The sequence below is a fragment of the Salmonella sp. 741265055_HSA genome, from assembly GCF_046569525.1.
In the GTDB taxonomy this organism is placed as follows: Bacteria; Pseudomonadota; Gammaproteobacteria; order Enterobacterales; family Enterobacteriaceae; genus Salmonella; species Salmonella enterica.
The window spans coordinates 1-22,766 of record NZ_JBKFSQ010000045.1 but is presented as its reverse complement, the minus strand read 5'-3'; the positions used below and the strand labels follow the sequence as shown (position 1 = coordinate 22,766).

General features: G+C 52.9%; 28 protein-coding genes. 20 read left to right on the top strand and 8 right to left on the bottom strand.

The genetic code is table 11. The features are described 5' to 3' along the window. Window positions 1–258 precede the first annotated feature (258 nt). From ppiA to ACLD4K_RS19410, 5 genes are all read left to right on the top strand, one after another. Complete coding sequence (gene ppiA / locus ACLD4K_RS19430) at window positions 259–831, top strand: peptidylprolyl isomerase A (protein WP_000920478.1); 573 nt, start codon at window positions 259–261, stop codon at window positions 829–831. Between the two features lie 108 nt (window positions 832–939). Continuing rightward, window positions 940–1,107 (top strand): YhfG family protein, encoded by a 168-nt coding sequence (locus ACLD4K_RS19425; RefSeq protein ID WP_001519136.1) that lies wholly within the window; start codon window positions 940–942, stop codon window positions 1,105–1,107. Next, a complete protein-coding gene (locus ACLD4K_RS19420; RefSeq protein WP_001280665.1) occupies window positions 1,097–1,699 on the top strand; it encodes a putative adenosine monophosphate-protein transferase Fic in 603 nt (200 codons plus the stop codon). Before ACLD4K_RS19425 ends, ACLD4K_RS19420 begins: the two co-directional genes overlap by 11 nt. Before the next feature lie 31 nt (window positions 1,700–1,730). Further along, entirely contained in the window at window positions 1,731–2,294 is a 564-nt protein-coding gene (gene pabA, locus ACLD4K_RS19415) for an aminodeoxychorismate synthase component 2 (RefSeq protein ID WP_411012354.1), read from the top strand. 85 nt (window positions 2,295–2,379) lie between these two features. Further along, window positions 2,380–3,597: an aspartate aminotransferase family protein gene (locus ACLD4K_RS19410; protein WP_411012353.1), complete on the top strand. Its 1,218-nt coding sequence runs from the start codon at window positions 2,380–2,382 to the stop codon at window positions 3,595–3,597. A 42-nt stretch (window positions 3,598–3,639) separates the two neighbouring features. Here ACLD4K_RS19410 and ACLD4K_RS19405 read toward each other — a convergent pair whose 3' ends face one another. Then, window positions 3,640–5,727 (bottom strand): YccS/YhfK family putative transporter, encoded by a 2,088-nt coding sequence (locus tag ACLD4K_RS19405; RefSeq protein ID WP_183058795.1) that lies wholly within the window; start codon window positions 5,725–5,727, stop codon window positions 3,640–3,642. Window positions 5,728–5,775: 48 nt separating this feature from the next. Then, window positions 5,776–6,408, bottom strand: coding sequence for a cAMP-activated global transcriptional regulator CRP (gene crp / locus ACLD4K_RS19400; protein ID WP_000242758.1), 633 nt, complete (start codon window positions 6,406–6,408; stop codon window positions 5,776–5,778). Window positions 6,409–6,715: 307 nt separating this feature from the next. Between crp and ACLD4K_RS19395 the strand changes: the two genes are divergently transcribed. Beyond that, on the top strand, window positions 6,716–7,120 hold the full coding sequence (locus ACLD4K_RS19395) for an OsmC family protein (RefSeq protein ID WP_001148918.1): 405 nt from the start codon (window positions 6,716–6,718) through the stop codon (window positions 7,118–7,120). Window positions 7,121–7,215: 95 nt separating this feature from the next. On the opposite strand, the gene ACLD4K_RS19390 is transcribed toward ACLD4K_RS19395, so the two are convergent. The 3 genes from ACLD4K_RS19390 to ACLD4K_RS19380 are packed head-to-tail and all read right to left on the bottom strand — an operon-like array spanning window position 7,216 to window position 9,419. After that, window positions 7,216–8,085, bottom strand: a complete 870-nt coding sequence (locus ACLD4K_RS19390; RefSeq protein WP_001274690.1) for a phosphoribulokinase — start codon at window positions 8,083–8,085, stop codon at window positions 7,216–7,218. Between the two features lie 51 nt (window positions 8,086–8,136). Then, window positions 8,137–8,355, bottom strand: a complete 219-nt coding sequence (locus ACLD4K_RS19385; RefSeq protein ID WP_000586568.1) for a YheU family protein — start codon at window positions 8,353–8,355, stop codon at window positions 8,137–8,139. After that, window positions 8,352–9,419, bottom strand: coding sequence for a hydrolase (locus ACLD4K_RS19380; RefSeq protein WP_411012352.1), 1,068 nt, complete (start codon window positions 9,417–9,419; stop codon window positions 8,352–8,354). The genes ACLD4K_RS19385 and ACLD4K_RS19380 overlap by 4 nt, the downstream gene beginning before the upstream one ends. A gap of 197 nt (window positions 9,420–9,616) precedes the next feature. On the opposite strand from ACLD4K_RS19380, the gene ACLD4K_RS19375 reads away from it, so the two are divergent. After that, window positions 9,617–9,928, top strand: a complete 312-nt coding sequence (locus ACLD4K_RS19375; protein WP_000047690.1) for a monooxygenase — start codon at window positions 9,617–9,619, stop codon at window positions 9,926–9,928. A 1-nt stretch (window position 9,929) separates the two neighbouring features. Here the strand turns inward: ACLD4K_RS19375 and ACLD4K_RS19370 are convergent, their stop codons facing one another. Together ACLD4K_RS19370 and ACLD4K_RS19365 are read right to left on the bottom strand one after the other, a co-directional pair. After that, a complete protein-coding gene (locus tag ACLD4K_RS19370; protein WP_001054021.1) occupies window positions 9,930–10,151 on the bottom strand; it encodes a LysR family transcriptional regulator in 222 nt (73 codons plus the stop codon). Between the two features lie 15 nt (window positions 10,152–10,166). Continuing rightward, window positions 10,167–12,074, bottom strand: a complete 1,908-nt coding sequence (locus ACLD4K_RS19365; RefSeq protein WP_411012351.1) for an ABC transporter ATP-binding protein — start codon at window positions 12,072–12,074, stop codon at window positions 10,167–10,169. Between the two features lie 265 nt (window positions 12,075–12,339). On the opposite strand from ACLD4K_RS19365, the gene kefG reads away from it, so the two are divergent. From kefG to slyD, 4 genes are all read left to right on the top strand, one after another. Further along, the gene (gene kefG, locus ACLD4K_RS19360) at window positions 12,340–12,891 is read left to right on the top strand and encodes a glutathione-regulated potassium-efflux system ancillary protein KefG (RefSeq protein WP_000081820.1); all 552 of its coding nucleotides are present in this window, start codon (window positions 12,340–12,342) and stop codon (window positions 12,889–12,891) included. Next, window positions 12,891–14,696, top strand: a complete 1,806-nt coding sequence (gene kefB, locus ACLD4K_RS19355) for a glutathione-regulated potassium-efflux system protein KefB (protein WP_411012350.1) — start codon at window positions 12,891–12,893, stop codon at window positions 14,694–14,696. Before kefG ends, kefB begins: the two co-directional genes overlap by 1 nt. A 9-nt stretch (window positions 14,697–14,705) precedes the next feature. Then, window positions 14,706–14,906 carry a YheV family putative zinc ribbon protein gene (locus ACLD4K_RS19350; RefSeq protein WP_001007735.1) on the top strand — a complete coding sequence of 67 codons (201 nt, stop codon included), beginning with the start codon at window positions 14,706–14,708 and terminating at the stop codon, window positions 14,904–14,906. A 94-nt stretch (window positions 14,907–15,000) separates the two neighbouring features. Further along, the gene (gene slyD, locus ACLD4K_RS19345) at window positions 15,001–15,591 is read left to right on the top strand and encodes a peptidylprolyl isomerase (RefSeq protein ID WP_000861316.1); all 591 of its coding nucleotides are present in this window, start codon (window positions 15,001–15,003) and stop codon (window positions 15,589–15,591) included. Window positions 15,592–15,778: 187 nt separating this feature from the next. Here slyD and ACLD4K_RS19340 read toward each other — a convergent pair whose 3' ends face one another. After that, the gene (locus ACLD4K_RS19340) at window positions 15,779–15,997 is read right to left on the bottom strand and encodes a protein SlyX (RefSeq protein ID WP_001152701.1); all 219 of its coding nucleotides are present in this window, start codon (window positions 15,995–15,997) and stop codon (window positions 15,779–15,781) included. 219 nt (window positions 15,998–16,216) lie between these two features. On the opposite strand from ACLD4K_RS19340, the gene fkpA reads away from it, so the two are divergent. The 9 genes from fkpA to ACLD4K_RS19295 all read left to right on the top strand — a co-directional run. Further along, window positions 16,217–17,035 (top strand): FKBP-type peptidyl-prolyl cis-trans isomerase, encoded by an 819-nt coding sequence (gene fkpA, locus ACLD4K_RS19335; protein WP_063916903.1) that lies wholly within the window; start codon window positions 16,217–16,219, stop codon window positions 17,033–17,035. Between the two features lie 276 nt (window positions 17,036–17,311). Next, window positions 17,312–18,034 (top strand): transcriptional regulator, encoded by a 723-nt coding sequence (locus tag ACLD4K_RS19330; RefSeq protein ID WP_000091471.1) that lies wholly within the window; start codon window positions 17,312–17,314, stop codon window positions 18,032–18,034. Then, entirely contained in the window at window positions 18,034–18,420 is a 387-nt protein-coding gene (tusD, locus tag ACLD4K_RS19325) for a sulfurtransferase complex subunit TusD (RefSeq protein ID WP_001268012.1), read from the top strand. Before ACLD4K_RS19330 ends, tusD begins: the two co-directional genes overlap by 1 nt. Further along, window positions 18,420–18,776, top strand: a complete 357-nt coding sequence (tusC, locus tag ACLD4K_RS19320) for a sulfurtransferase complex subunit TusC (protein ID WP_000820705.1) — start codon at window positions 18,420–18,422, stop codon at window positions 18,774–18,776. Before tusD ends, tusC begins: the two co-directional genes overlap by 1 nt. A 7-nt stretch (window positions 18,777–18,783) precedes the next feature. Beyond that, window positions 18,784–19,071, top strand: coding sequence for a sulfurtransferase complex subunit TusB (gene tusB / locus ACLD4K_RS19315; protein WP_000903398.1), 288 nt, complete (start codon window positions 18,784–18,786; stop codon window positions 19,069–19,071). A 125-nt stretch (window positions 19,072–19,196) separates the two neighbouring features. Next, complete coding sequence (rpsL, locus tag ACLD4K_RS19310; RefSeq protein WP_000246815.1) at window positions 19,197–19,571, top strand: 30S ribosomal protein S12; 375 nt, start codon at window positions 19,197–19,199, stop codon at window positions 19,569–19,571. A 95-nt stretch (window positions 19,572–19,666) separates the two neighbouring features. Continuing rightward, the gene (gene rpsG / locus ACLD4K_RS19305; RefSeq protein WP_001138042.1) at window positions 19,667–20,137 is read left to right on the top strand and encodes a 30S ribosomal protein S7; all 471 of its coding nucleotides are present in this window, start codon (window positions 19,667–19,669) and stop codon (window positions 20,135–20,137) included. Window positions 20,138–20,233: 96 nt separating this feature from the next. Further along, entirely contained in the window at window positions 20,234–22,348 is a 2,115-nt protein-coding gene (fusA, locus tag ACLD4K_RS19300; protein ID WP_000124693.1) for an elongation factor G, read from the top strand. Between the two features lie 71 nt (window positions 22,349–22,419). Next, a partial coding sequence (locus ACLD4K_RS19295) for a GTP-binding protein (RefSeq protein ID WP_000031702.1) occupies window positions 22,420–22,766 on the top strand: 347 nt, incomplete at its 3' end.

The following is a 22,766-nucleotide window of genomic DNA, read 5'->3' as shown; positions in this document are numbered from 1 at the left end:
GTGAAGCGCGTGGAGGGCGCGTTAAGCGGGCAGATTTTAGGCGCTTTTGTGATGCATTTAAATAATTATTAGTGATAGTAATGTTCATTACATTTTTTAATGTGATGTTTGTCACATCATATTGCAAGAATACGGCGTTGCGTCGTAACGTTACATTTGTTTCATATACGTAAAATTAGGTAAAGGGCTGGCCTGGCCCAGGAAGGCTCTTTAAAATCATTCCACTTGCTTTATTTCTGCTCTCTTTAAGGAAATCTCATGCTCAAATCGACTCTGGCGGCTGTCGCAGCTGTTTTCGCTCTTTCTGCTCTTTCTCCCGCAGCGTTGGCAGCAAAAGGCGATCCTCATGTGCTGTTAACCACCTCCGCCGGGAATATTGAGCTGGAGCTGAACAGCCAGAAAGCGCCGGTTTCTGTGAAAAACTTTGTCGATTACGTCAACAGTGGTTTCTATAACAACACTACGTTTCACCGCGTTATTCCTGGCTTTATGATTCAGGGCGGTGGTTTTAACGAGCAGATGCAGCAGAAGAAACCGAATCCGCCGATTAAGAATGAAGCCGACAACGGTCTGCGTAATACTCGCGGCACGATCGCGATGGCGCGCACCGCAGATAAAGACAGCGCCACCAGCCAGTTCTTTATTAACGTCGCGGATAACGCTTTTCTCGACCACGGCCAGCGCGACTTTGGCTATGCGGTATTTGGTAAAGTGGTAAAAGGTATGGATGTCGCCGATAAAATCTCACAGGTACCGACGCACGATGTCGGGCCTTACCAGAATGTGCCGACAAAACCAGTCGTTATCCTTTCCGCGAAAGTCCTGCCATAAAACATGCCTGCGCGGGCGCGAGCCGCCCGCGTTTTCTCCCTGTCTCAGCGTAACCTGAAATTGCTGCTTATACTTGTGGTCAAGCACAGACATATTCAGGGAGGCCCGGTGAAGAAACTTACCGATAAACAAAAGTCACGCTTTTGGGAACAGCGGCGCAACGTTAACTTCCAGCAAAGCCGCCGTCTCGAAGGTATTGAGATCCCCTTAGTAACTCTGACCGCCGATGAAGCGCTGGCACGTCTTGACGAGCTTCGGAGGCACTATGAGCGATAAATTTGGCGAAGGACGCGATCCGTACCTCTATCCGGGGCTGAATGTGATGCGTAATCGGCTGGGGATTCATCAGGCCCAGCGACTGGCGCAAGCGGCATATGAAATGACCGCGCTCCGCGCCGCTACGATTGAACTGGGGCCGCTGATACGCGGCTTGCCTCATCTGTGCGCGATTCATCGCCAGCTCTATCAGGATATTTTCGACTGGGCAGGGCAACTGCGGGAGGTCGATATTTACCAGGGCGATACCCGTTTCTGCCACTTTGCCTATATCGAAAAAGAGGGCAACGCTCTGATGCAGGATCTGGAAGAAGAGGGCTATCTGGTCGGTCTGGCGCACGAGAAGTTTGTCGAGCGGCTGGCGCATTACTACTGTGAAATTAACGTGCTTCATCCGTTTCGTTTGGGGAGCGGGCTGGCGCAGCGCATCTTCTTTGAACAGCTGGCGCTACATGCAGGCTACGCGCTGAGTTGGCAAGGTATTGCGGTTGAAACATGGAAGCAGGCGAACCAGAGCGGCGCGATGGGCGATCTCTCCGCTTTGCAGGCGATTTTTCAGAAAGCGATAAGCGAAGCTCGCGAAACTGAGTAAAATAGTGCGGTTCTACTCACCCGGAGCCGCCATGATCCTGCTTATCGATAACTATGATTCCTTTACCTGGAACCTCTACCAGTATTTTTGTGAACTGGGCGCGGAAGTGCAGGTTCGGCGCAATGATGCGCTGACGCTGGCGCACATTGACGCTTTGAACCCGCAAAAAATCGTTATCTCTCCAGGCCCCTGTACGCCGAATGACGCTGGCATTTCACTGGCGGTTATCCGCCATTATGCCGGACGTATTCCGATGCTGGGCGTTTGCCTGGGTCATCAGGCGATGGCGCAGGCCTTTGGCGCGTCGGTGGTGCGGGCAGCGAAAGTGATGCACGGTAAAACGTCACCTATTACGCATAATGGACAGGGTGTGTTTCGGGGATTGCCCAGCCCGTTAACCGTGACACGTTACCACTCGCTGATTGTCGATCCTGCCACGTTGTCAGAGTGTTTTGAGATCACCGCCTGGAGCGAAACGCAGGAGATTATGGGCATTCGCCACCGCGAGTGGGATCTGGAAGGCGTGCAGTTCCACCCGGAAAGTATTCTCAGCGAACAAGGACACGCTCTGCTGAAAAATTTCCTCCGGCGTTGATTTGTGGTTGCTATTAAGTGATTTTTTATTCATATTTTGTGATTATAATTTCACTGGTATTTCTACTTAACCGGGTGGTAATGATATGGCAACTGAACAAACGGCTATTACACGCGCAACTTTTGATGAGGTGATTCTGCCTGTTTATGCACCGGCGGACTTTATTCCGGTCAAAGGTAAAGGCAGTCGCGTATGGGATCAGCAGGGTAAAGAGTATATCGATTTCGCCGGCGGGATTGCAGTGACTGCGCTGGGCCATTGCCATCCGGCACTGGTCGAGGCGCTGAAATCCCAGGGGGAAACCTTGTGGCATACCAGTAACGTTTTTACCAATGAACCGGCGTTGCGTCTGGGACGTAAACTGATCGACGCCACGTTTGCCGAGCGCGTGCTGTTTATGAATTCCGGCACCGAAGCGAACGAAACCGCTTTTAAACTGGCGCGTCATTATGCCTGCGTGCGCCATAGCCCGTTCAAAACGAAAATCATTGCCTTCCATAACGCCTTTCATGGCCGTTCCTTGTTTACTGTCTCTGTCGGCGGGCAGCCAAAATATTCCGACGGCTTTGGGCCGAAACCCGCCGATATTATTCACGTTCCCTTCAATGATCTTCATGCGGTGAAAGCGGTAATGGATGACCACACCTGCGCGGTGGTGGTCGAGCCGATTCAGGGTGAAGGCGGCGTGCAGGCGGCTACACCGGAATTCCTCAAAGGGTTACGCGACCTGTGTGACGAGCATCAGGCGTTGCTGGTGTTTGATGAAGTACAGTGCGGGATGGGGCGCACCGGAGACCTGTTTGCCTATATGCACTACGGAGTCACGCCGGATATCCTCACCAGCGCCAAAGCGTTAGGCGGCGGTTTTCCGGTGAGCGCCATGCTGACCACGCAGGAGATCGCCTCGGCTTTCCATGTCGGTTCGCACGGTTCAACCTATGGCGGCAATCCGCTGGCCTGTGCGGTGGCTGGCGCGGCATTCGATATTATTAATACGCCAGAGGTACTACAAGGCATTCACACTAAGCGGCAACAGTTTGTGCAACATTTGCAGGCGATTGACGAGCAATTTGACATTTTCAGCGATATTCGCGGCATGGGGCTGCTGATTGGCGCGGAACTGAAGCCGAAGTATAAAGGTCGGGCGCGCGATTTTCTGTGCGCAGGCGCGGAGGCCGGCGTGATGGTGCTCAATGCCGGAGCCGACGTGATGCGTTTTGCCCCGTCGTTGGTGGTGGAAGAGGCGGATATCAATGAAGGAATGCAGCGCTTTGCGCAGGCGGTAGGGAAGGTGGTGGCCTGATGGCGGATTGCCGGATAAACGTAGCGCATCCGGCAGTCGGACTTAACTTTTTGTATCCCGTAGCCGCTTACTCAGCCAGATACCGTGATGCGGACGCTGACGCCAGGCCATCGACGAAATGGTGTGCATGGTGTTCAGATGGCCGATGATGCGCTGTAAATGTTGCTCCAGAGTGCTCAATAAGCCATGTGACGGCATGTCCGGCGACTCCAGAATATTGACATCGCCGGAGCCGCCTGGCCTGTCGTACTCCAGGCGCTGCTGGCAGCGCTGAATCGCAATCTCGCAAGATTGCAGATAGCGCTGCGCCAGATCCGGCGTCAGCATGGTGTGTTCCCGCGCCAGCGTCGTCATGGCGTTGATATGCTCGACAATAAACTGGCTGTGCGTGACCCATAGTTTCATATCCGACAGATAGTGGGTATTAAATCCGGGTTCCTGCATTGCCTGATTTAACGAGTTGAATAACGTGTTATGCGCCTGGTTGACCCGCATTCTTTGATAAGCGAGCGGGGTGGCCTGCGGATCGTTACTGAGGATCAGTCGGATAGCTTCTTGATCGGCTTCCAGCGCATCATGGGCGTTTTTACGTAATAGCCCGCTTTGCCATTGCGGCCACAGCCAGACCATGCCGCCAAAGGCAATTAAACAGCCAATAAGCGTATCGATCAGCCTCGGCACAATAAACTGCTCTCCGTTTAACGTCAGTAACTGGATGGTGTATACCGCCGTCACCGTAAAGCCGACCGTCGCCCAGCCGTAGTTTTTACGAATAATCAGATAACTTGCCAGCGTTAGTACCAGCATGACCGCCAGCGTAATGCTTTCGGGAATATGTAAGTGCAGCGTGGCGCCGGCAATCACCAGGCCAACCAGCGTTCCGACCGAACGGTGCAGAATACGTACGCGCGTCGCGCCATAGCCGTTTTGGGTGACAAACAGCACCGTCATGAGGATCCAGTACGGTTTGGGCAGGTGCAACGCGCTGCCCATCAGACTGGCGATGCTCATCATCACGCTGATGCGTCCGGCGTTGCGTAGCGCCGGCGATTTAAGAGACATATAATTTTTCAGCGCCGGAAGTAGCGGCAGACGACGCTGTTTATCGGCCATCAGGTCGCGGGCGTACAGCGGTCGCTGAGTACGCAGCACACGGGCGATTCGACTGAAGTGCCAATAGCAGAATTGGCCTACCGGATTTTCAGGATGCTGATTGGCGATCTTCTCCAGAGCGCCAATCTGTTTTTCCATGGAGAAGCGCGTCGGCAGACGATGATAAAGAATGTCATCCGCCAGCACGCGCAGGCGGGCGGCGACCGTTTGCGCATTCCAGCGAATCACCTCTTCCGCATGGCTGCGTTCTACCAGTTTCTGTACCTCTTCCGGCTGATGCAAGCTGACGGAGATGTGCTCCTGCAAATCCATCGCTTCCTGAAAAGCCCGCAGTAGACGCTTGTAATCATTGTTGTTGTGCGCCGAAAGCATATGCATCTGTTGGTAACACTGGGTAATGAGATCGACCGCTTTTTGCTGGCGTATCAGCAGGGGAGGCAGCGCTTTTTCCGGATCGATATGTTGGGTGAGCAGGCTGTATTTCGCTTCACAATAATCGGCCAGTTCACGGTATAACAAACTCAATGACTCGCGCAGCGGCTGTTCGCGCCATAGCCAGAACCAAAACCAGTTAAACACGCCGTACCATAGCGTGCCCAGCGCATAAATGAGCAGCGGCTCCCAGACGGGCATGTATCCCGCAAGACTCAGGGTAAATATGGCGGCAATCAGCGACGCTGGCAGTAGCCGCGCGTGAAGCGGGCTAATTTCCGCCGTCACGCCAAGCACCAGCGTGAGCCCGGTCAGGATCAACGGCAGGGGGATGGATTCCGCCAGCAGAAGTTGCGTTACCAGACTGCATCCGGCGAACAGCGACGCGCCGATGATCAGGCGTTTAAAAAAACGTTTGTGCGGGGTATCCAGACCTGCAATGTTGCAGCAGGCGGGAACGAGAGAGAAAAGCAAGCCCAGGTGTAGCTGGCCTATCAATAAACCGACAGCCACAGGCAGGCACAGCACCAGCGTTTGCCGTAGTGCGTAATTAATCTCTGGGTGATAAATCAGTCTTCGCCACATCGATGCAAACAAAAATGGCGCATGATAAAACGCGCCATTCTGACGGAATTAACGGGTGCCGTAGACGACGATGGTCTTGCCATGCGCGGAGATCAGGTTTTGATCTTCCAGCATTTTCAAAATACGACCAACGGTTTCGCGGGAGCAGCCGACGATCTGGCCGATTTCCTGACGGGTGATTTTGATCTGCATCCCATCCGGGTGCGTCATGGCATCGGGCTGTTTCGCCAGATTCAGCAGCGTCTGAGCGATACGCCCGGTGACGTCAAGGAAGGCGAGGTTACCTACTTTTTCAGAGGTGACTTGTAAGCGACGAGCCATCTGGGAAGAGAGGCGCATCAGAATATCCGGGTTGACCTGGATTAATTGGCGAAATTTTTTGTAGGAAATTTCAGCGACCTCACATGCGGTTTTCGCACGTACCCAGGCGCTGCGTTCCTGACCTTCTTCAAACAGGCCCAGTTCACCAATAAAATCACCCTGATTCAGATAAGAAAGGATCATTTCTTTCCCTTCTTCATCTTTGATCAGCACTGCCACGGAGCCTTTAACGATGTAGTACAGCGTTTCTGCTTTTTCACCCTGGTGAATCAGCGTGCTCTTTGACGGGTACTTATGAATGTGGCAATGAGACAAGAACCATTCAAGAGTCGGGTCTGTTTGCGGTTTGCCAAGCACCATGCGCGGTTATCCTCTGTTATAAGCTGTCTCCAGAGCCAGAAAACGGCACTGTCTCTGGGGTTGCAAAAATATACTTCCCGCTACCTGGGAAGGGGGCTACGAAAATAGATTGTAGCCTGTAATGTGATGTCCTCTGCATACATGCAGTACGTCAATGTATTACTGTAGCATCTTGTCTGTTTTAGCATAGCTTTCGCCGTGTGTCTCCTGGTGTCTCGCTTCAGCATGACCCAGGTCGCCTTCCATTGCGACTTTTGTTGTATGCGCGTAATCTTTCAGGAAAATTGAAACATTGGAGTTACGAAATATGCAAGCGCGTGTAAAGTGGGTTGAAGGGCTCACGTTCCTCGGAGAGTCCTCCTCCGGCCACCAGATTTTAATGGATGGCAACTCCGGTGACAAAGCGCCGAGTCCGATGGAGATGGTATTAATGGCGGCTGGCGGATGTAGCGCTATTGATGTGGTATCAATCCTGCAAAAGGGCCGTCAGAATGTCACCAATTGCGAAGTGAAGCTGACATCCGAGCGCCGGGAAGACGCGCCGCGCCTGTTTACGCACATTAATCTGCATTTTATCGTTACCGGCAACGATCTGAAAGAGGCTGCCGTCGCGCGCGCTGTCGATCTCTCCGCGGAAAAATATTGCTCGGTGGCGCTAATGCTGGAAAAAGCGGTCAATATTACCCATTCGTATGAAGTGATTGCGGCGTAACATGTGATGCCGGATGGCGGCGTGGCTTTATCCGGCCTACCCGTTTTTATCTCGTAGGCCCGATAAGCGTAGCGCCATCGGGCATTTCACCGCGGTTATTCGATTTTTTTGCCTTCCATTAATCGCTGCACCAGCGGCAACATAATCAGCTCCATCGCCAGCCCCATTTTGCCGCCCGGCACCACTAATGTATTAATGTGAGAAATGAACGAGCCCTGGAGCATCGCCAGTAGCCAGGGAAAATCGATCCCTTCCAGATTGCGGAAATGGATCACCACAAAACTCTCATCCAGCGAGGGAATACCCTTTGCGGCGAACGGATTGGACGTGTCGACGGTCGGCACGCGCTGGAAGTTAATATGGGTACGCGAGAACTGCGGCGTAATGTAATTGATGTAGTCGTCCATGGAACGCACCACGGAATCCATCACCGCTTCACGGGAGTGTCCGCGCTCGCTGGTGTCGCGAATCAGTTTCTGAATCCACTCGAGGTTGACGATAGGCACCACGCCAACCAACAGATCAACATGACGCGCGACATCATGTTGCGGGGTGACGACGCCGCCGTGCAGTCCTTCATAAAACAGCACATCGGTCGGTTCGGGAAGCGGCTGCCAGGGCGTAAACGTGCCGGGAACCTGATTCCACGGTACGGCTTCATCATAGGTATGCAGATATTTACGCGACTGGCCTTTACCCGTCTGCCCGTACTCAATAAAGGTATGTTCCAGTAGGCTGAAGTCATTGGCTTCAGGCCCGAAATAGCTGATATGCCGCCCGGCGTCACGCGCTTTGCGGATCGCCATATCCATTTCCGGGCGGGTGTAACGATGAAAACTGTCGCCTTCCACCTCGGCGGCGTGCAGATTTAACTGCGCGAAAATTTTACGAAACGCGAGGCTGGTGGTGGTGGTCCCCGCGCCGCTTGACCCTGTTACTGCTATCACCGGATGTTTGGCTGACATGGCAACTCCATGATTGAGCTTTAGTAATAATGTATTGTCGGCAAAGGCGTTTTATTCGCGAAACTGCTTTTTCGGCATAATATTGACCGTTTCATGTAATTCAGACCATACCAGCACGGCCTCGCCGGATTGCAGTTGGCGTTTTACGTCAGCGACTTTTTGTTCAAGCGAACGTTCATGTTCACCATAATCGGTGCCTTCGCGCAACACAAAGCTTTCGATCAGGTTGTCCAGCGTGTCGGGGGCGAGCCCCTGCCAGGGAATGATCATGATGACGCCTCCAGGTACGTTGTCAGCCAGTCAGGAATTCGGCGTTCCAGCCACATTTCAGGGCGCAGCGGCGTACCGCCGATAAATCCTACGTGTCCGCCATGATCAGTCAGCTGATATTCCACCTGCGGGGGCAGATCTTCCGCTTTAGGGATCACATGATGATCCATAAACGGATCGTCTTTAGCGTGAATAATCAGCGTCGGTTTAGCAATCTGGTTAAGCAACGGCATGGCGCTACACTGACGATAGTAGTCGATGGCGTCGGCAAAGCCGTGAATTTTCGCGGTGATCAGGTCGTCAAACTCGCGAATACGGCGCATTGATTTCAGTTGCGCCAGATTCACCGGCAGCGACCCGGGATACGCCGCCAGTTTGCGTGACGCATTCGCTTTTAACAGATTAAGCAAATAACGCTGGTAGACGCGGGAAAACCCTTTGTCCATGTGGTAGCTACAGGCTTCGAGAACGAAGGGCGCAGAAACAATCACCGCCGCCTCGATGGGAATATCACGGCCTTCTTTCGCCAGCAGGCACGCCAGCATATTACCGCCGAGCGAATAGCCCACGGCGGCTGTCGGAACGGTGCCGAACTCCCGCTGTAGCCAGCGTAAAAACCAGGCTCCGTCCTCCGTTTCACCGGAGTGGTAAATACGATTCAGACGGTTGGGTTCGCCGCTACAGCCGCGAAAGTGCATCACCACGCCCAGCCAGCCGCGCTTTTGCGCCGCCTCAATCAGCCCGTGGGCATAGGGGCTGTTCAGGCTGCCTTCCAGACCGTGAAAGACCACCAGCCGCGGTTTATGCTTTGCCTGTTGCGGTTCTTCGCTCCATGCCAGATCGACAAAATCGCCGTCCGGTAGCTCCAGCCGCTGCCAGTGGGCGTTGAACTTCACTTTGCGGCGGATTAAGCGCGGCAGCATAGTTTGTAAATGGCGATTACGAATGCCACGCATGGGAATAAATTCATGCGAGTCATTGACAGGCGGGGTCATTTCTGTGGACGTGATCTCAACCATAGCACCAGAACAATTGATAATTGGAAACAATACTATACCGCGCATAAGGTTCACAGATTAGTCAATATGTGATTTTACGTTCAATTGGTCGTCTGGCGAAATAAAATTGCGCCTCATTTCACCAGCGGGGGCGGTATGCAAGGCGCGCGCAATACCCCACAGAAATCGCGTGAACCTCTGCATCAGCCGAATTAATCGTGGTAGTGTGGCAACACGATAGTTATGTGACTCAAGGAGAAGGCATGTCGAAGACACTTTTACAGATCCATTTTAACTTTAGCGGCCCTTTTGGCGAGGAGATGACTCAGCAACTGGTCGGGCTGGCGGAGTCTATCAATGAGGAGCCGGGCTTCATCTGGAAAATCTGGACAGAAAGCGAGAAAAACCAGCAAGCTGGCGGCATTTACTTGTTTGAATCCGAAGAAACGGCGCAGGCTTATATTAAAAAACACACTGCGCGTCTGAAAAATCTTGGCGTTGATGAGGTGACGTTTACATTATTTGGCGTGAACGACGCGCTGACGAAAATAAATCACGGCAACCTTTGCCGCTAAATCACATAACGCAGGCTTCTGTTCCGGTGCTGCCGACTGCAACGGTAATCTTTATACCGGGACGAGTACCGAAGAGGCCTTTATGGACGAACAGCGGACAACGAACGTTCTCTTCCAGCGTGTGCAGCGCCTCGGCGGTGCGGGCGATGTTACCCTTCTCCACAAACATCATGAAGATGGTGAGCTTGCGGAAAATAATGTCATCGGTGATTGACAGGTTCATCGTCCGCCCCGCGCGTTAGTCGTTCTGCATCATTTGCTCAAGCTGCTCCTGCGCCTCAAGCCATGCCATTTCACACGCTTCCAGCCCGGATTTGGCGCTGGCCTGCAGTTGCAGACACTCGGTCATCTCCGCTTTACGGCTTGGGTCATACAGGCTGCTGTCGCCAAGCTTCTCTTCCGCCTGCGCTAACTGGGCGTTGAGCTTTTCCATCTCTTTTTCCAGACGGGTAATCTCTTTACGCAGCGGCTGCGTCAGAGTGCGTAGCTCGGCTTCGCGACGCTTCTGATCTTTGCGTGACTGGGCGCTGTTGGCGTTGTTTTCCTTCGGTGCGTCGTCGGCCTGGTTTTCCTGCTTCTGCACGTCGCTCAGCCACTGCTGATAATCTTCCAGGTCGCCGTCGAACGGCTCGACCTTTTTGTCGTGAACCAGATAGAGGTCGTCAGTGGTGGAGCGAATCAGGTGGCGGTCGTGCGACACGACGACCAATGCGCCTTCAAAATCAATCAGCGCTTCGGTGAGCGCCTGACGCATGTCGAGATCCAGGTGGTTGGTCGGTTCATCGAGCAGCAGCAGATTTGGACGCTGCCAGACGATCAGCGCCAGCACCAGGCGCGCTTTCTCGCCGCCGGAGAAACGTTGCGTCTCTTCCGTTACTTTGTCGCCCTGGAAACCGAAGCCGCCGAGATAGTCGCGCAGCTTCTGCTCCAGTTCCTGCGGCGCCAGACGCGCCATATGCTGCAGCGGGGATTCATCGGCGCGCAGGAACTCCAGTTGGTGCTGGGCGAAGTAGCCGAGCTTAATGCCTTTGGCGAGGCCGATTTCACCGTGCAACGGTTCCAGTTCGCCCGCCAGCAGCTTGATCAGCGTCGATTTCCCCGCACCGTTGCGGCCCAGCAGGCCGATACGCGAGCCGGGCACCAGGTTCAGCTTGATGGATTCCAGAATGATGCGATCGCCATAACCTGCGCTGACTTTTTCCATCTTCAGCAGCGGGTTCGGCAGGCTTTCCGGCGCGCGGAAGCTGAAATGGAACGGGTTGTCGACATGAGCCGGCGCAATCAGCTCCATACGCTCCAGCATCTTGATACGGCTTTGCGCCTGCTTGGCCTTGGTCGCTTTAGCGCGGAAACGGTCGATGTAGCTTTGCAGATGCGCCACACGCTCCTGCTGACTCTCATACATCGCCTGCTGTTGCGCCAGGCGCGTGGCGCGCTGAACTTCAAACGCGCTGTAGTTGCCGGTGTACTCGAACAGAGTCTGTTGTTCGATATGGATAATTTTATCCACTATCGGGTCAAGAAAATCGCGATCGTGGGAGATCAGAATCAGGGTGCCCGGATAGCTCTTCAGCCATTTTTCCAGCCAGATAACGGCATCCAGATCGAGGTGGTTGGTCGGTTCGTCGAGCAGCAGTAAATCGGAACGGCAAATCAGCGCCTGGGCCAGGTTAAGGCGCATCCGCCAGCCGCCGGAAAAGTCGCTGACCGGACGTTCCAGCTGATCGTTAGAGAAGCCGAGACCGTGTAGCAGGCTGGCGGCGCGCGAACGAACGGTCCATGCGTCGATGGCGTCCAGCTTGCCATGTATGGAGGCGATAGCATGTCCGTCGTTACGTTCGTTGGCGTCGTTAAGCTGCGCCTCCAGCTGCCGGTATTCACGGTCGCCGTCAATGACATACTCAATCGCTGGCTGAGGCAACGCAGGTGTTTCCTGATTCACCCACGCTAATTGCCAGATTCCGGGCAGGGTAAAACTCCCGGCATCGGCGCTGATTTCATTTTTTAGCAATGCCAGCAGGGTAGATTTACCGCAGCCGTTTTTACCCACCAGGCCGACTTTCTGGCCTGGATTAATGGTAGCCGAGGCATTGTCCAGTAGGACGCGCACGCCGCGACGAATTTGTAACGAGGAGAAAACAATCATAAGGCGCCGTATGTTCAGACTATGTTAATTTATCATTATGATAATGTAGTATTCGGGCGTACCGCCGCGCTGGAGCGCAATGGTAGCTCAAAACAACAACGATACACAAAATCATTCAGGCCGCCTTTGGTGAGGGACAAGAATATCTCTCATTAATCCTCTGCGGCGGACATAGAGTACGTTTCTGAGTTGAACAAACGCTGTCAACGTAGAAGCGGCCTGAAGAATGGCATGTATCGACCCAAAACAACCGGGAGGGGGATTGATGTCTCAGCCAGCGAAAGTCTTGCTGTTGTATGCCCATCCGGAATCTCAGGACTCGGTTGCTAACCGGGTACTGCTTAAACCGGCCATACAGCACAATAACGTAACCGTGCACGATCTTTATGCGCGCTATCCTGATTTTTTTATCGACACGCCCTATGAACAAGCCCTGTTACGTGAGCACGACGTCATTGTTTTTCAGCATCCCCTTTACACCTATAGCTGTCCGGCTTTACTGAAAGAATGGCTTGATCGCGTTTTGAGTCGGGGGTTCGCCAGCGGACCAGGGGGAAACCAACTGGTGGGAAAGTACTGGCGTAGCGTGATTACGACCGGCGAGCCGGAGAGCGCTTACCGGTATGACGCGCTAAACCGCTATCCAATGAGCGATGTACTGCGCCCCTTTGAACTGACCGCGGCCATGTGCCGGATGCACTGGATGCCGCCCATTATTGTGTACTGGGCGCGCCGCCAGTCGCCGCAGACGCTGGCCAGTCATGCGAAAGCCTATGGCGAGTGGCTGGCGAATCCTGTGAGCGCGGGAGGCTATTGATGGAAGGTGCTGATTTATTGACCGCGGGAGTGTTGTTCCTCTTCGCGGCGGTGGCGGCGGTGCCGTTAGCCGCGAGGCTGGGCATCGGCGCGGTATTAGGGTATTTGCTGGCGGGAATCACCATCGGTCCGTGGGGGCTGGGATTTATCAGCGACGTTGACGAGATCCTGCACTTTTCCGAACTGGGTGTCGTGTTTCTGATGTTTATCATTGGTCTCGAACTCAATCCGTCCCGGCTTTGGCAACTACGGCGCTCTATCTTCGGCGTCGGCGCTGCTCAGGTGCTGTTAAGCGCGGCGGTGCTGGCGGGATTATTGATGCTTGCTGATTTCTTATGGCAGGCGGCGGTCGTCGGCGGGATTGGCCTGGCGATGTCTTCGACGGCGATGGCGCTACAACTGATGCGCGAGAAAGGCATGAATCGTAGCGAGTCCGGGCAGCTAGGGTTTTCCGTCTTACTGTTTCAGGATTTAGCAGTGATCCCCGCGCTGGCGTTGGTGCCTTTGTTGGCAGGATCGGCCGGCGAACATTTCGACTGGTTTAAAGTGGCAATGAAGGTACTGGCCTTCGCGGTAATGCTGATTGGCGGTCGTTACCTGCTGCGCCCGGTGTTTCGTTTTATTGCTGCGTCCGGCGTACGGGAGGTCTTCACTGCGGCGACGCTGTTGCTGGTGTTGAGCGCCGCCTTATTTATGGATGCGCTGGGACTGTCGATGGCCCTGGGAACCTTCATTGCCGGCGTTTTACTGGCAGAGAGCGAATACCGGCATGAGCTGGAAAACGCTATCGATCCCTTTAAAGGTTTACTGCTTGGGCTGTTCTTTATCTCCGTCGGTATGTCGCTAAATCTCGGCGTACTTTATACCCATTTACTGTGGGTGGCGGCGAGCGTTGTTATTCTGGTCGTCATAAAAATGCTGACGCTGTATCTGCTGGCGCGGGTATATGGAATAAGAAGTTCTGAACGGATGCAGTTTGCCAGCGTGCTGAGTCAGGGGGGCGAGTTCGCTTTTGTGCTCTTTTCTACCGCCTCTTCTCAGCGCCTGTTTCAGGGCGATCAGATGGCGTTATTATTGGTGACTGTCACGTTATCAATGATGACCACGCCGCTACTGATGAAAGGGATTGATAAGTGGTTATCGCGCCGCCTTAATGGCCCGGAAGAGAATGATGAAAAGCCGTGGGTTGAGGATGATAAGCCCCAGGTGATTGTCGTCGGCTTTGGCCGTTTTGGTCAGGTGATCGCCCGCTTATTGATGGCGAATAAGATGCGTATCACCGTGCTGGAACGCGATATCGGCGCCGTTAATCTGATGCGCAAATATGGTTATAAAGTGTATTACGGCGACGCTACACAAGTCGAGCTGCTGCGTTCTGCGGGCGCGGAGGCGGCGGAGTCGATAGTCATCACGTGTAATGAACCGGAAGACACGATGAAGCTGGTGGCGCTGTGTCAGCAGCATTTTCCTCATCTGCATATTCTTGCGCGAGCGCGTGGACGTGTGGAGGCCCATGAGTTATTACAGGCTGGCGTCACGCAGTTTTCCCGTGAAACGTTTTCCAGCGCGCTGGAATTGGGACGTAAGACTCTGGTGTCGTTAGGTATGCATCCGCATCAGGCGCAACGCGCGCAGTTGCATTTTCGTCGGCTGGATATGCGAATGTTGCGGGAGCTGATCCCGGAGCATAGTGACATGGTACAGATTTCGCGCGCCAGAGAGGCCCGACGCGAGCTGGAGGAGATTTTTCAGCGCGAAATGCAACAGGAACGGCGCCAGTTGGATGGCTGGGATGAATTTGAGTAGAGGTGAACAATGGCAATCCGTAAACGTTTTATTGCAGGCGCGAAATGTCCGGCCTGTCAGGCGCAGGATACAATGGCGATGTGGCGTGAAAATAATGTCGATATTGTTGAATGCGTTAAGTGCGGGCATCAAATGCGGGAAGCGGATAAAGACGTTCGCGAGCATGTTCGCAAAGAAGAGCAAGTGATCGGGATTTTTCATCCGGACTAGCGATATGCCGCAGGTTTTTTTAAGCTAAGGGGTACACGGCTGCAGAATTCCGCTACAATCTGCGCCACTATTCTTCCCATGCTCAGGAGATATCATGAAAGTAGCAAAAGACCTGGTGGTCAGCCTGGCCTATCAGGTACGTACAGAAGACGGTGTGTTGGTTGATGAGTCTCCGGTGAGTGCGCCGCTGGATTATCTGCACGGCCACGGCTCCCTGATCTCTGGCCTGGAAACCGCGCTGGACGGTCATGAAGTTGGCGACAAATTCGATGTTGCTGTTGGCGCAAACGACGCATACGGTCAGTACGACGAAAACCTGGTGCAGCGCGTTCCTAAAGACGTCTTTATGGGCGTTGATGAACTGCAGGTAGGGATGCGTTTCCTGGCGGAAACCGACCAGGGCCCGGTACCGGTAGAGATTACCGAAGTGGAAGACGATCACGTTGTGGTTGATGGTAACCACATGCTGGCGGGCCAGAATCTGAAATTTAACGTAGAAGTTGTTGCGATTCGTGAAGCGACTGAAGAAGAACTGGCTCACGGTCATGTTCACGGCGCGCACGATCACCACCACGATCACGGTGAAGATGGCTGCTGTGGCGGTCATGGTCATGACCATGGTCACGAGCACGGCGGCGAAGGCTGCTGCGGTGGTGGTGGTAAAGGCGGCTGCGGTTGCCACTGATCCCCGTCGTCTTTCAAGCCACCGCGGTGTTGGCTACGCTTTCAAACCCCGGTCACATAGTTATCTATGCTCCCGGGGAATTTTCAAGCTTGCCGCCTTGCTGTGACTCGAAATCCTTAGGGTATTATCATTGGTTCGATAAATCATCGGGCACAAAAAAGCGGGTTAACCCCGCTTTTTTTTCGTCTCAATAATGCGGCGGCGGCGTTTCTTCTGCCTGAGAGGCGATATTTGACGGCTGACTGGCTTTTAACTTTTCCGTGAGCAAACGCAGATGATCTCGCAGCTTCGCCATCTCCATTTCATGTGCGGTTACCGTCAGGTTTAGTTCTTCTATGGTAATCTCCTGGAACGCCAGACGGCTTTCCAGTTCAGCCAGACGAGCTTCCATCGTGATATCCTGCATGATGTACCTCTTTATGTTGTCTCCGTCGGCGGATTCTACTTAACTTTACCGGCTTTCACAGCAACCATTACGCGCCCTACGAAACTAATTTAAACAAAAAGAGTCTGAAAAGAAGTGATAATAGGGCGTGTTCGTATGTTGATTTGTTCTGCAACGATTTATAGTACGCTTCTTACGTAAGTTAACATGGGGCGAGATGCCCCGGCCCTGGAGATATGGATGAAATCACTGTTTAAAGCCACGCTGCTGGCAACTACGATGGCCGTTGCTATGCATGCACCGATCACTTTTGCTGCTGATGCGGCGAAACCGGCAGCTACCGCTGATAGCAAAGCAGCATTTAAAAACGACGATCAAAAAGCGGCTTATGCGCTGGGCGCCTCGCTGGGTCGTTATATGGACAATTCGCTTAAAGAGCAGGAAAAGTTGGGCATCAAACTGGATAAAGATCAGTTGATTGCCGGCGTTCAGGATGCCTTTGCCGATAAGAGCAAACTGTCCGATCAGGAAATTGAGCAAACGCTGCAGACGTTTGAAGCACGCGTGAAGAGCGCTGCTCAGGCGAAGATGGAAAAGGACGCTGCCGATAACGAAGCAAAAGGTAAAACGTTCCGCGACGCTTTTGCTAAAGAGAAAGGCGTGAAAACCTCCTCTACCGGCCTGCTTTACAAAGTAGAGAAAGAAGGCACAGGCGAGGCGCCGAAAGATAGTGATACCGTTGTGGTGAACTACAAAGGTACGCTGATCGACGGTAAAGAGTTTGATAACTCTTACACGCGCGGCGAACCGCTCTCCTTCCGTCTGGACGGCGTTATCCCAGGCTGGACTGAAGGCCTGAAAAATATTAAGAAAGGCGGCAAGATCAAGCTGGTTATCCCACCGGCGCTGGCCTACGGTAAAACGGGCGTTCCGGGTATCCCGGCGAACTCCACCCTGGTATTCGACGTAGAGCTGCTGGATATCAAACCAGCGCCGAAAGCGGATGCTAAACCTGCCGATGCGGCTGGCGCTAAAGCCGCAGATGCTGCTAAAAAATAAAAACTGAGAGCCGCCGCTTGTAATAGCGGCGGTTTTTTTTATGCAGGCCGGATATATTACTCACCATAATTTGATTTGCGGATAACGGCGCTTGCGCTGGTCGTTAAGGGCGAGACCGTAGGCTGAATGACCGCCAACGCACACGTAGCCTGAAATAGACGAGCAAATTAGTACTGGAAAGATGAACCCTCACTGTATTAATTTAATCATCCGCGTAAATAATGAGCCTGCCCTGAAAACATAACGACAGGCTCCTGAAAAGGAGTGTTTTTTTTCATGTCCAGGTCGCTTTTAACCAACGAAACCAGTGAACTTGATTTGCTGGATCAGCGTCCCTTCGAGCAAACCGACTTCGATATTCTGAAATCCTACGAAGCGGTAGTGGACGGGTTAGCGATGCTTATAGGTTCCCATTGTGAAATCGTATTGCACTCTTTGCAGGATCTAAAATGTTCAGCCATTCGTATTGCCAATGGCGAACATACGGGCCGTAAAATTGGCTCGCCGATTACCGACCTGGCGTTGCGCATGTTGCACGACATGACAGGGGCGGACAGTAGCGTGTCGAAATGCTATTTCACGCGCGCGAAAAGCGGTGTCTTGATGAAGTCGTTGACGATTGCCATTCGCAACCGCGAGCAGCGCGTCATTGGCCTACTGTGCATCAACATGAATCTTGATGTGCCATTTTCACAGATTATGAATACCTTTATTCCGCCGGAAACGCCGGAAGTCGGCTCAGCGGTTAATTTTGCCTCCTCAGTCGAAGATTTAGTCACCCAGACGCTGGAGTTCACGATCGAAGAGGTAAATGCCGATCGTAATGTCTCTAACAATGCGAAAAATCGTCAGATCGTCCTTAACCTGTACGAAAAAGGCATTTTCGATATTAAAGACGCCATTAACCAGGTAGCCGATCGTCTGAATATCTCAAAACACACGGTTTACCTCTATATTCGCCAGTTCAAAAGCGGCGATTTTCAGGGGCAGGATAAATAATGCGTTATGCCATTATGGTCACCGGGCCGGCATATGGCACCCAGCAGGCCAGCAGCGCATTGCAGTTCGCCCACGCGCTGCTCAATGAGGGGCATGAGTTAGCCAGCGTCTTTTTCTATCGGGAAGGGGTCTATAACGCCAATCTCCTGACCTCGCCGGCGAGCGATGAATATGATCTGGTACGCGCCTGGCAGAAATTGAATACGCAGCATGGCGTAGCGCTGAACATCTGTGTCGCGGCGGCGCTTCGTCGCGGTATTATTGATGAAACTGAAGCCGGCAGACTGGGGTTGCCGTCCGCCAATCTTCAGCCGGGCTTTACGCTAAGCGGCCTGGGCGCGCTGGCGGAGGCATCTCTCACCTGCGATCGGGTGGTGCAGTTTTAATGAAACGTATTGCATTTGTCTTTTCCACCGCGCCACATGGTAGCGCCTCAGGTCGTGAAGGGCTGGATGCGCTGCTGGCGACGTCAGCGCTAACGGAAGCGCTGGGCGTCTTTTTTATCAGCGACGGCGTCTTTCAGTTATTACCGGGACAAAAACCAGACGCTGTGCTGGCGCGTGACTATATTGCTACTTTCAAGCTCTTTGATTTGTACGATATTGATCAATGCTGGATCTGCGCGGCATCGCTGCGCGAGCGTGGTCTGGAGAACGTTAATTTTGTGGTAGACGCCACGCCGCTGGAACCCGTGGCGTTACGCCGCGAGCTTGGCAACTATGATGTCATCCTGAGATTCTGAGGCGTTTATGCTGCATACCTTACCTCATTGCGCTTCGGGCGTTGATTTTCCCGCTTTGCTGCGCCTGCTAAAAGAGGGCGATGCGCTTTTGTTGCTCCAGGATGGCGTTACCGTCGCGATTGAAGGTAACCGCTTCCTTGAAAGTCTGCGCGATGCCCCCATAACGGTCTATGCCTTGAAAGAAGACATTGACGCCCGCGGCCTGGGTGGTCAAATTTCAGACAGTGTCGTCAGGGTTGACTATACTGAGTTTGTCAGACTCACGGTTAAGTATGCCAACCAGATGGCCTGGTGATGGCGGGATCGTTGTATATTTCTTGACACCTTTTCGACACCGCCCTAAAATTCGGCGTCCTCATATTGTGTGAGGGCGTTTTATTACGTGTTTACGAAGCAAAAGCTAAAACCAGGAGCTATTTAATGGCAACAGTTAACCAGCTGGTACGCAAACCACGTGCTCGCAAAGTTGCGAAAAGCAACGTGCCTGCGCTGGAAGCATGCCCGCAAAAACGTGGCGTATGTACTCGTGTATATACTACCACTCCTAAAAAACCGAACTCCGCACTGCGTAAAGTTTGCCGTGTTCGTCTGACTAACGGTTTTGAAGTGACTTCCTACATCGGTGGTGAAGGTCACAACCTGCAGGAGCACTCCGTGATCCTGATCCGTGGCGGTCGTGTTAAAGACCTCCCGGGTGTTCGTTACCACACCGTTCGTGGCGCGCTTGACTGCTCCGGCGTTAAAGACCGTAAGCAAGCTCGTTCTAAGTACGGCGTGAAGCGTCCTAAGGCTTAATGGTTCTCCGTTAAGTAAGGCCAAACGTTTTAAATTAATGTCAAACTAAACTCGTAGAGTTTTGGACAATCCTGAATTAACAACGGAGTATTTCCATGCCACGTCGTCGCGTCATTGGTCAGCGTAAAATTCTGCCGGATCCGAAGTTCGGATCAGAACTGCTGGCTAAATTTGTCAATATCCTGATGGTAGATGGTAAAAAATCTACTGCAGAATCAATCGTATACAGCGCGCTGGAGACCCTGGCTCAGCGTTCTGGTAAATCTGAACTGGAAGCTTTCGAAGTCGCTCTCGAAAACGTTCGCCCGACTGTAGAAGTTAAATCCCGCCGTGTAGGTGGTTCTACTTATCAGGTACCAGTTGAAGTCCGTCCGGTCCGTCGTAATGCTCTGGCAATGCGTTGGATCGTAGAAGCTGCTCGTAAACGCGGTGATAAATCCATGGCTCTGCGCCTGGCGAACGAACTTTCTGATGCTGCAGACAACAAAGGTACTGCAGTTAAGAAACGTGAAGACGTTCACCGTATGGCAGAAGCCAACAAGGCGTTCGCACACTACCGTTGGTAATCCCTTCGGAGTCATAGTCACCAGGCGGGCGCTTCAGGTAAGTCGCCCGTTTTGGATAACTTAACTGAACGCCTAAAGATATCAACGAGGAATCAAATGGCTCGTACAACACCCATCGCACGCTACCGTAATATCGGTATCAGTGCGCACATCGACGCCGGTAAAACCACTACTACCGAACGTATTCTGTTCTACACCGGTGTAAACCACAAAATCGGTGAAGTTCATGACGGCGCAGCTACCATGGACTGGATGGAGCAGGAGCAGGAGCGTGGTATTACTATCACCTCCGCAGCGACTACTGCATTCTGGTCTGGTATGGCTAAGCAGTATGAACCGCATCGCATCAACATCATCGACACCCCGGGGCACGTTGACTTCACTATCGAAGTAGAACGTTCCATGCGTGTTCTCGATGGTGCGGTAATGGTTTACTGCGCAGTTGGTGGTGTTCAGCCGCAGTCTGAAACCGTATGGCGTCAGGCAAACAAATACAAAGTTCCGCGTATTGCGTTCGTTAACAAAATGGACCGCATGGGCGCGAACTTCCTGAAAGTTGTTGGTCAGATCAAAACCCGTCTGGGCGCGAACCCGGTTCCGCTGCAGCTGGCAATTGGTGCTGAAGAAGGTTTCACCGGCGTTGTTGACCTGGTGAAAATGAAAGCCATCAACTGGAACGATGCCGACCAGGGCGTTACCTTCGAATACGAAGATATCCCGGCTGACATGCAGGACCTGGCTAACGAATGGCACCAGAACCTGATCGAGTCCGCCGCAGAAGCTTCTGAAGAGCTGATGGAAAAATACCTGGGTGGTGAAGAACTGACTGAAGAAGAGATCAAACAAGCTCTGCGTCAGCGCGTTCTGAACAACGAAATCATCCTGGTAACCTGTGGTTCTGCATTTAAGAACAAAGGTGTTCAGGCGATGCTGGATGCGGTAATTGATTACCTGCCATCCCCGGTCGACGTACCTGCGATCAACGGTATTCTGGACGACGGTAAAGATACTCCGGCTGAGCGTCACGCAAGCGACGACGAGCCGTTCTCTGCGCTGGCGTTCAAAATCGCTACCGACCCGTTTGTGGGTAACCTGACCTTCTTCCGTGTGTACTCCGGTGTGGTTAACTCTGGTGATACCGTACTGAACTCCGTGAAAACCGCACGTGAGCGTTTCGGTCGTATCGTTCAGATGCACGCCAACAAACGTGAAGAGATCAAAGAAGTTCGCGCGGGCGACATCGCGGCTGCTATCGGCCTGAAAGACGTGACTACCGGTGACACCCTGTGTGATCCGGAAAACCCGATCATTCTGGAACGTATGGAATTCCCTGAGCCGGTAATCTCCATCGCGGTAGAACCGAAAACCAAAGCTGACCAGGAAAAAATGGGTCTGGCTCTGGGCCGTCTGGCGAAAGAAGACCCGTCATTCCGCGTATGGACTGATGAAGAATCTAACCAGACCATCATCGCTGGTATGGGTGAACTTCACCTGGATATCATCGTTGACCGTATGAAGCGTGAATTCAACGTTGAAGCTAACGTGGGTAAACCTCAGGTTGCTTACCGCGAAGCGATTCGCGCGAAAGTTACCGACATCGAAGGTAAACACGCGAAACAGTCTGGTGGTCGCGGTCAGTATGGTCATGTTGTTATCGACATGTACCCGCTGGAGCCGGGCTCTAACCCGAAAGGTTACGAGTTCATCAACGACATCAAAGGTGGTGTAATTCCTGGCGAATACATCCCGGCCGTTGATAAAGGCATCCAGGAGCAGCTGAAGTCTGGCCCGCTGGCGGGTTATCCGGTAGTTGATCTCGGTGTGCGTCTGCACTTCGGTTCTTACCATGACGTTGACTCCTCTGAGCTGGCGTTTAAACTGGCTGCGTCTATCGCCTTTAAAGAAGGCTTTAAGAAAGCAAAACCAGTTCTGCTTGAGCCGATCATGAAGGTTGAAGTAGAAACACCTGAAGAGAATACCGGTGACGTTATCGGCGACCTTAGCCGCCGTCGTGGTATGCTCAAAGGTCAGGAATCTGAAGTTACAGGCGTTAAGATCCACGCTGAAGTACCGCTGTCTGAAATGTTCGGATATGCAACTCAGCTGCGTTCTCTGACCAAAGGTCGCGCATCGTACACTATGGAATTCCTGAAGTATGATGATGCGCCGAACAACGTTGCTCAGGCCGTAATCGAAGCCCGTGGTAAATAAGCCGCAGGGTTAAAAACCAAAATCCCGTGCTCTCTCCTGAAGGGGAGAGCGCTATAGTAAGGAATATAGCCGTGTCTAAAGAAAAATTTGAACGTACAAAACCGCACGTTAACGTCGGCACCATCGGCCACGTTGACCACGGTAAAACTACCCTGACCGCTGCAATCACCACCGTACTGGCTAAAACCTACGGCGGTGCTGCTCGTGCATTCGACCAGATCGATAACGCTCCGGAAGAAAAAGCGCGTGGTATCACCATCAACACTTCTCACGTTGAATACGATACCCCGACCCGCCACTACGCACACGTAGACTGCCCGGGGCACGCCGACTATGTTAAAAACATGATCACCGGTGCTGCTCAGATGGACGGCGCGATCCTGGTTGTTGCTGCGACTGACGGCCCGATGCCGCAGAC